An 8,947-nucleotide genomic window follows, 5' to 3' on the forward strand; every position below is an offset into this window, starting at 1 on the left:
CGGGTCAGTACCCGCTGTCGGTCTGCAGGATCATGTGACCCGGTGCCACCTCGCGATAGACCGATGGCTCGGGCACGTGGTCCGCGGGGTGGATCGGTGACGGGATCGGCTTGAAATTCAACTCGCTTTCATCCTTGCGCTGGTGCGGATCGGCGATGGGGACGGCTTTCATCAGCGCCTGCGTATAGGGGTGCTGCGGGTTCTCAAACACGCTGGCGCGCGGCCCCAGCTCGACAATGCGACCCAGATACATCACGCCCACGTGGTGGCTGACGCGTTCGACCACGGCCATGTCGTGGCTGATAAAGAGGTAAGAGATGCCAAGCTCCGCCTGCAGTTCCATCATCAGGTTCAGCACCTGCGCCTGCACCGACACATCGAGCGCCGAGACGGCCTCGTCCGCGATGATAAGCTTGGGGTTGAGCGCGAGGGCGCGTGCAATGGCCACGCGTTGGCGCTGGCCACCGGACAGCTCATGCGGAAAGCGGCGCATGAAGCTGCGCGGCAGTTCGACCCGGTCAAAAAGCATGCCCACCCGCTCCTGCACCGCCGCACCTTTGAGCGTGCCGAAGTTATGGATCGGCTCGGCCACCTGATCGGAGAGCTGCATCTGCGGATTCAACGAGGCAAAGGGGTCCTGAAAGATCATCTGCATATCAAGCCGCGCCTTGCGCAACCCGCCTTGATCCAGCGCCATGATGTCCTTGTCGCCCAACCTGATCTCGCCCGAGAGCGGATCGACCAGCCGCAGGATCGACCGCCCGGCCGAGGACTTACCGCAACCGGATTCGCCCACGAGGCTGAGCGTCTGGCCCTTGTTGATGGTAAAGGACAAATCCTCCACCGCATGCACATTGGCCACCGTGCGGCGGAAAAACCCGCCTTTGACCGGAAAACGGGTGGTGAGGTTTTTCACGCTCAGCAGCACTTCATCGGTGCCGGGGATGGGTTTGATCTCAGCGTCTTCGCGGCCCAGAAGCTTCATGGGTTCCGGATAAGGCTTGCCGCGCATCTCTCCCAGCTTGGGCACAGCGGCCAGCAAGGCCTTGGTATAGGGGTGCTGAGGGTTCTCGAATATCTCGGTAACCGGGCCCTCTTCGACCTTGTTGCCACGGAACATCACAACGACCCGGTCGGCCATCTGCGCCACCACCGCCATGTCGTGGGTGATGAACATCACCGCCGTGCCGGTTTCGCGCTTGAGCCGATCCATCAGCGCCAGGATTTCCGCCTGAATGGTCACGTCCAGCGCTGTTGTGGGCTCGTCGGCGATCAGCAGGCGCGGCTTGCAGGCGAGCGCCATGGCGATCACGACCCGCTGGCGCATGCCCCCCGACAGCTCATGCGGGTACTGCGTCAGGCGCCGCTCGGGCTCAGGGATACGCACCTCGCGCAAGAGCTCCAGCGCGCGCGCCGTGGCCTCCGACTTGCCGAGGTTTTTGTGCAGCCTCAGCCCTTCGGTCAGTTGCCTGCCCACCGTGAACACCGGGTTCAGCGCCGTCATCGGCTCCTGAAAGATCATGCCGATTTCATTACCGCGGATCGAGCGCATCAGCTCCGGATCCGTGCGGGCCAGATCGACATCCGGCGCATCCGGACGGTCAAACATCAACTGACCCGACGTAATCTCGCCACCGCCGAACTCAACCAGCCGCATGAGCGACAGCGAGGACACTGATTTGCCCGATCCGCTTTCGCCGACGACGCAGACCGTTTCGCCGGGATTGATGTCAAACGACACGTCCTCGACCCCCACGACGGGCCCATCCTTGGTCTGGAATTCAACGCGCAAGCCCTTGATTTGTGCGATTGGATGAGTGGCCTGTGTTTGTGGTCCCTGGTCTAGCATATGCGCCCCTGCTGCTGTTAAATCGACGCTAAGACCAACAAAGCACCCCTGTCAAACCCAAGCGTGCCGTTTCACCCCCCTGCACAATCTCAAGGCTTGCAATTTCTACAAAACATGCTTCGATGAAGACCAGCGTCCGGGGTAGGCGTAAATCTGCAATGTCGACATGAATTGCGTTGCAGGTCTTGATCCCGCCCTCTCGCCCTGACAAGCCGCCCCGGTAAGTGCGGCAGATAAAAACGGCACCCAAATGTCCAACATGGAGTACAACATGAAAATCAGAACCCTTTTGATGGGGGCAGTTGCTGCAACGGCTTTTGCGCCCGCAGCCTTTGCAGAGCGCGGTTCGGACGGTCAGCTCAACATCATCTACTGGCAAGCGCCGTCCACCATGAACCCCTTCCTGTCCGGAGGAACCAAGGAAATCGAAGCCGCGAGCCTGGTTCTGGAATCGCTGGCGCGGTTCAACGACTCCGGTGAAATCGTGCCCTGGCTGGCCGAAGATATCCCGACAATCGAAAATGGCGGCGTTGCCGAGGATCTGACCTCGATCACCTGGACGCTGAAGGAAGGCTTGGTCTGGTCGGATGGCTCGGCTGTGACGGCGGACGACCTGATCTTTACCCATGAGTATTGCACCCACCCCGAGGGCGGCTGTGCGCAGGCCAGCTATTTTGACGGGGTCGCCTCTGTCGAGGCGGTCGGTGACAGGGGTGTCCGGATCAATTTTGAATCTCCCAAGCCCTTCCCCTACACGGCATTCGTCGGCGCTGAATCCCCGATCCTGCAAAAGGCGCAGTTTCAGGAGTGCCTGGGCACCCGCGCCCCGGAATGCACCACGGCCAACTTCGGCCCGATCGGCACCGGCCCCTTCGTGGTCGACGAATTCCGCCCCAATGACGTTATTACCTTCATCGCCAATGAGAACTACCGCGATCCGGCAAAGCCCGCCTTTGCCACCGTGACTTTCAAGGGTGGTGGCGATGCGGCCGCGGCGGCGCGCTCGGTTCTGGAAACGGGTGAATTCGACTATGCCTGGAACCTGCAACTGGCACCCGACGTGCTCTCGCGTATGGAAGCAGCCGGGAAAGGAACGGTCGTGGCGGCCTATGGCACATCGGTCGAACGCCTGCACCTCAACCAGACGAACGCCGATCCTGCGCTTGGGCCGGATCAGAGATCCGTCTACATGGATGGCGAAAACGCCCACCCCTTCCTGACCGATCCCAAGGTAGGGCAGGCGCTTTCCATGGCCATCGACCGCGCGCTGATCGACGAGATCGGCTACGGCGCCGGGGGCCAGCCCACCTGCAACGTGCTGCCGGCACCGGAGCTTTATGCCTCCACCGCCAATGACGGCTGCCTGGTCCAGGATATCGAGGGCGCGAACGCGCTGCTCGACGAAGCCGGCTGGGTCGACAGCAACGGCAACGGTGTGCGCGACAAGGACGGTATTGAGCTGTCGGTGCTGTTCCAGACCTCCACCAACGCGGTGCGGCAGGACACGCAGGCGCTGATCAAGGACTGGTGGAGCCAGATCGGCGTTGAAACCGAATTGCGTAATGTTGACGCCTCGGTGTTCTTCGGTGGCGATCCGGGCTCTCCCGATACCTTCCAGAAGTTCTATGCCGACATCGAAATGTACACCAATAACTTTGCCGGTGTGGACCCTGAGGCCTACATGGCGAACTGGCTCTGTGCCGACATTCCCAGCCCGGAAAACCAGTGGCAGGGCAACAACATCCAGCGTTTCTGCCGCGCTGAGTACGATGCGCTGGTGGAGCAGATGTCCACCACCGCCGACCTTGAGCAACGTGGCGAACTGGCCAAGCAGATGAACGACATGATCATGCAGAGCTACTCGATCATTCCGCTCATTCACCGCGGCAACCCCTCAGCCCATATCAACACCCTGGGGGGCGTCAAAATGTCCGACTGGGACAGCGAGCTGTGGAACATCGCGGACTGGTATCGCATCGACAACTGATGCAAAAGGCGGCGTGCGGCCGCAATCGTTGCCGCACGCCACTGCCAATGGCCTTGCAATGCTTGCGCGTGGCAGCCCCTTGCGACAACAATAATAAGACTGACGCATAAAGGCGTAGCTTGATGCTCACATACACGATCCGCAGACTGTTCCTGTCGTTGCCGACGCTGCTGTTCATCAGTCTGGTGATCTTCCTGCTGCTCCAGCTCGCCCCGGGCGATCCGATGGCACAGGTGCCCCTCACCGTCCCCCCCGAAGTCAAAGAACGCATGCGCGAGGCGCTTGGCCTGGGTGAGCCGGTGCATGTGCAGTACTGGAAATGGCTGGTGCAGTTCTTCTGGGTCGAACCACAGGTGATAATCGACAACTGGTTCGGCACCAGTTTCTCCGAAGGCAAGCTGCGCGTGCTGTCCTGGCAGACCCGCTCGCCGGTGATGGACATCGTGGTGCAACGGATGCCACAGACGCTCTGGGTCGTAGGCATGTCCTACATCGTCGGCATCCTCATCGCGCTGCCCATTGGCATCTATTCGGCCTACCGTCAGTATTCGCTCTTTGATCAAGCGGGCACCTTCGTGTCGATGATCGGCTTTTCGATCCCGCCTTTCTTTTCCGGCGTGCTGGTGATCGTGATCTTTTCGGTCAACCTGGGCTGGTTCCCCTCGATCTACGACACCACCCATGTGGTCACGGATTGGGCGAGCTTTAAGGTGCAATTGCAGCAGATGGTGATGCCGGTGATGGTGCTGGCCCTGCAGACCACCGCGCAGATCAGCCGCTTCATGCGCGCCTCGATGCTCGACAACCTCAACCAGGACTACGTGCGCACCGCCCGTGCCAAGGGCCTTAAGGAGAGCGTCGTGGTCATGGTACATGTGCTGCGCAACTCCATGATCCCGATCATCACGGTGATCGCGTTGGGCATCCCCGCAATCTTTGGCGGCGCCATCATCACCGAGACGCTTTTCAAGGTGAACGGCATCGGGCAGTTGCTGCTGACCGCGCTTTTTGCCAATGACCTGCCGATGGTGATGACCCTGACCTTTATCTTTGCGATCCTGATCGTGCTGTTCAACCTGATCGCCGACGTCCTCTACGGCGTGCTTGACCCGAGGATCCGGTATGACTGACCAAAACGCAGAGATCGAAACCTTCGGCGCGCTCAAGGACAAGGAGCCGCAAAAAGAGCCCCGTTCGCAGTGGCGCGACGTCTGGGATCAGTTCCGCAAGCACAAGGGCGCGCTGATCGGCGGCGGGTTCCTGCTCTTTATCACGCTGTTCGTGCTGATCGGCCCTCTGGTCTGGCAAGTGGACCCAAAGGCGCTGGACATCCGCAACAAGGACCTGCGCCCGGTCTACACCCTGCTCTGGGACAGTCAGGCCAACGTGCTCTGGTCACGCCCCTTTGGCACGGACAACCTGGGCCGTGATATCATGGCAACGCTGATCGCAGGCGGGCAGGCTTCGCTTGCCGTGGGCTGGGCGGCGATGATCCTGTCGCTGGTGATCGGCACCATGGTCGGCGTGACGGCGGGCTATTTCAAACGGCTCGACGGCATTTTGATGCGGATCACCGATCTGTTTTTATCGCTGCCGATCCTGCCGCTGCTGCTGGTGGCAGTGACGCTTTTTCGCCAACCCCTGCGCGCAACCTTCGGGCCCGAAGGCGGCATGTTCATCCTGATTGTCGGGATCATCGGGATCACCTCCTGGATGCCCACGGCCCGGATTGTGCGCGGCGAAATCCTGGCCCTGAAGGAGCGCGAGTTCGTGCTCGCCGCCCGCTCCATCGGGACGACACCTTTCCTGATCATCCGCCGCCATCTGCTGCCCAATGTGATCTCGCCGATCATGGTCTCTGCCACTTTGGGGCTGGCGACGGCGATCATCACGGAAAGCGCGCTGTCGTTCCTCGGTGTCGGCTTCCCCTCGGATTTCCCGACCTGGGGCAAGCTTTTGTCGGATGCCGTACCGCGCATGGAGGAGTTTCCCGAGAGGGTCATGCTGCCGGGGATTCTGATCTCCCTCACCGTTCTGTCGGTCAACTACCTCGGGGATGGCCTGCGCGACGCTTTGGACCCGCGTATTCGGGGTCGGTAAGCCCGCAGTGCCGATTTTGGAAAATGAGGACGGCTCTCCTGCGCGGCCACGCTTCAGCAGCACGCATGTTCCGAAGCTGATGCCTGATGAAAACGCTGTTCTGTCACGCAGACCAATCCAGAACAACGTCCCGCCCGGAACCACATATTCATCAAAACATATGCTTGATTTGTAATGTATTGCCGTCCATCTGGGAAACTATCCTGATTTCCGGAGGCTGACATGTTCGAAGAATTCGGCTTTGAGACCCTCACCGCGCCCCAGGCGGTGGTCCTGTTTGCGTTGGGTGTCGGCGCGCTCTTTGGCGCGCTGGCGGAGCGGACAGCCTTCTGCTTCCGCCGCGGCCTTGTCGGCACGGATCGGCGCGCGGCCATGGGCGTCTGGCTGGCGGCCCTTGCCACGGCGCTGATCGGCACGCAGGCGGCGGTCTTCAGCGGTTTCATCAGTTTCGACGACCACCGCTTCATGAACGCCAACCTCCCCTGGCTCGCCATCGTGACGGGCGGGCTGCTCTTTGGCGCGGGCATGGTGCTGACGCGGGGGTGTCTGTCGCGTCTGACCGTGCTGACCGGCACCGGCAACCTGCGCGCCCTCACGGTGTTGCTGATCTTTGCCATCACCGCGCATGCCACGCTCAAAGGTGTGCTGGCCCCACTGCGCACGTCCCTTGGCAGCGTGACCCTGCCGCTGCAGAGCGCCGCGCTGCCCGGCAACGCGCTGCTCTGGACCGGGCTGATGGCACTTGCGGCGGCGGTCGTGGCGCTGCGGTCCGGGAACCGCGCTGTGACGCTGGGTCTTGCCGGGGGGCTCGGGCTGCTGGTGCCGCTGGCGTGGGTCGGCACGGGATACGTGCTTTATGACGACTTTGATCCCGTCGCGACGGAGAGCCTGTCTTTCACCGCCCCCGCCGCCGAGACGCTGTTCTGGACCGTGGCCTCAACCTCGATCTCTCCGGGCTTTGGCGTCGGGCTGATCGGCGGGGTGCTGGTGGGGGCCCTGCTCACCGCCCTGCTGTCACGCAGCTTTCGCTGGCAGAGCTTTTCAAGCCCCCGCGAAACCGGCCGCTACGCCGCCGGTGCCGTGCTGATGGGTATCGGTGGCGTGTTGGCGGGGGGATGCACCGTAGGGGCCGGTCTGGCCGGCGTGCCGACCCTGTCCCTCGCGGCCCTGCTCGCTCTTGCGTCCATCGCGGCAGGCGCGCTCGCCATTGACAAGATGCTGCGCGTTACTCAACCTTCGCGCGCAGCCGCCGGATGGCCCACCACACCAGGGCAACAACCGGCAGAGTGACCAGCGCCGTCAACGTCCCCCTGCTGACCCCGGTGGTTTCCGCCATCGGGTAGAGCATGTATCCCACAAGAGACACCGCGTAATAGCTGATCGCCACAACCGAGAGCCCCTCGACGGTGCGCTGCAACCGCAGTTGCAGATCGGACCGGTTGTCCATGCTTTCCAGCAGCGCCTGGTTCTGGGCAGACCGCTCCACATCCACGCGGGTCCGCAAAAGGTTGGAGGCCCGGATCGACCGGCTCGACATCGCCTCAAGCCGCCGCTCTGCGGCGTTTACGGTGCGCATCGCCGGGGCGTACCGGCGCATCATGAACTCACCAAAATGCTGGCGGCCCTGAAACCGCTCTTCGCGCAGCGCTTCGATGCGCTGGTTGACCAGCGCTTCATAGGCCCCGGTTGCGCCAAAACGAAAGGAAGACTGCGCCGAGAGCGTTTCCAGCTCTGCCGAGATGGACAGCAGGTCATTCAGCGTCTTCTCGGCGCTGGCCTTTTCGTCTGACATGTCACTCATCAGACTGGTCAGTTGCGTATCGAGCGTGTTCAGCTTGGGCTGCAACGCCCGAACACGGGCAAAGCCGAGCATGGACATCGACTTGTAGGTCTCAACCTCGCAGAGGCGCTGGACGATGCGCCCCACCCGCCTGTCGCTCGTCTCGTCACTGGCAAAGACCGCAAATCGCACGTGACCATTGGGATCGATACGAAAATCACCCGCCACGATTGCCGCATCATCCAGCACCGATGCGGCCGCCAGGCTTTCGGAGACAAACCATTCCGACAGGTTTTCGGCAATCGCCGCCACCTCCTTCGGGCGGGTACGGATGTCCAACAGGATGGAGGTGATCCGCTGCCCCGGGGCCTGCGCCAGCCAATCGGCCGGGAAGACTTCGAACTCCGACGGATCAAAGGCCCGTGCCGCGCCGGTCTCGGAAAAGACCGTGTAGGTGACAAACTCGGTGTGCTGTTCCCACTTCAACCAGTGCTTGCCAATCTGGCCGTAATAATGCGTGGCCCCGGGCTGCGGGTGTGGCGCACCGTGCCGGTCCAGCAGGGCCGTCAGATGGTCGAGATCCTGCTGACGGTCCCGGCTGACCGCGTCATCGGGTTGCTTGATGGCCACATAGGCCGCCGTGCAGGGCGCCTCCATCGACGGAAAGGGCCGCGCGTGCAGCTCATTCGCCATTTTATAGCGTAACGGATGGTCATCGATCGGTGGCATTCATACACTCCAGGATACCAAGAGGGATAACGTGCAATCCCTCCAAGTCAATTATTTTCCAGATATTTTTCAATGCGTTAAAAGAGTGCAATCGTATACAAGGCGGTTCCGCCCGTTGTGGCAAGGCAAAGTGAAAGCAAAATGAGGCGGTTAGGGCGAAAAACTGCAACGTCCACGCACGCAGGCTGCCTGATCGATTTACAGATGATATGGGACACTGATTATTGCAGTAACCGGAAGACAGCCGATGAAAGCGAAAGTGCCCGGATGGAGCCTTGAAAAAGGGCCCTTTAGTAGGTGCACCGGAAAAATGGGCCAAGTTCCGCAAGCCTTGCCGCAAGCCCCGGAAGCGGGCTTCAGCGCAGCAACGGGGCCTTCCTGACCGCAGCGCCAATCCAAAAGGCAATGCAGCTTTCGTTCGGCGAAGACGACCTCGTGGTTTCCGCGATCCGCCGCGAAACCGCTGCACAAGCGCGACACACCGACAGCTGATGCCAGCCTT

At 61.5% G+C, this 8,947-nt stretch carries 7 protein-coding genes; 4 read left to right on the forward strand and 3 right to left on the reverse strand.

Annotation, left to right across the window (positions count from 1 at the left end):
- Positions 1-4 precede the first annotated feature (4 nt).
- Entirely contained in the window at positions 5-1,849 is a 1,845-nt protein-coding gene (locus H7847_RS15305; protein ID WP_227270351.1) for an ABC transporter ATP-binding protein, read from the reverse strand.
- A 271-nt stretch (positions 1,850-2,120) separates the two neighbouring features.
- Here H7847_RS15305 and H7847_RS15310 point away from each other — a divergent pair, with 271 nt between their 5' ends.
- The 4 genes from H7847_RS15310 (at position 2,121) to H7847_RS15325 (ending at position 7,226) form a co-directional block, all read left to right on the forward strand.
- Positions 2,121-3,836, forward strand: coding sequence for a peptide ABC transporter substrate-binding protein (locus H7847_RS15310; RefSeq protein WP_227270352.1), 1,716 nt, complete (start codon positions 2,121-2,123; stop codon positions 3,834-3,836).
- Positions 3,837-3,958: 122 nt separating this feature from the next.
- Positions 3,959-4,966: an ABC transporter permease gene (locus H7847_RS15315; RefSeq protein ID WP_227270353.1), complete on the forward strand. Its 1,008-nt coding sequence runs from the start codon at positions 3,959-3,961 to the stop codon at positions 4,964-4,966.
- Complete coding sequence (locus H7847_RS15320) at positions 4,959-5,936, forward strand: ABC transporter permease (protein WP_227270354.1); 978 nt, start codon at positions 4,959-4,961, stop codon at positions 5,934-5,936. The genes H7847_RS15315 and H7847_RS15320 overlap by 8 nt, the downstream gene beginning before the upstream one ends.
- A 222-nt stretch (positions 5,937-6,158) precedes the next feature.
- Positions 6,159-7,226, forward strand: a complete 1,068-nt coding sequence (locus H7847_RS15325; RefSeq protein WP_227270355.1) for a YeeE/YedE family protein — start codon at positions 6,159-6,161, stop codon at positions 7,224-7,226.
- On the opposite strand, the gene H7847_RS15330 is transcribed toward H7847_RS15325, so the two are convergent.
- Together H7847_RS15330 and H7847_RS15335 are read right to left on the reverse strand one after the other, a co-directional pair.
- Positions 7,162-8,445, reverse strand: a complete 1,284-nt coding sequence (locus tag H7847_RS15330; RefSeq protein ID WP_227270356.1) for a DUF3422 family protein — start codon at positions 8,443-8,445, stop codon at positions 7,162-7,164. The two genes, H7847_RS15325 and H7847_RS15330, sit on opposite strands and share 65 nt — an antisense overlap.
- Before the next feature lie 198 nt (positions 8,446-8,643).
- Positions 8,644-8,947: hypothetical protein (locus tag H7847_RS15335; protein ID WP_227270357.1), on the reverse strand; the 304-nt coding region annotated here is incomplete at its 5' end.

It is taken from the genome of Roseobacter weihaiensis (genome assembly GCF_020622345.1).
GTDB lineage: Bacteria > Pseudomonadota > Alphaproteobacteria > Rhodobacterales > Rhodobacteraceae > Roseobacter > Roseobacter weihaiensis.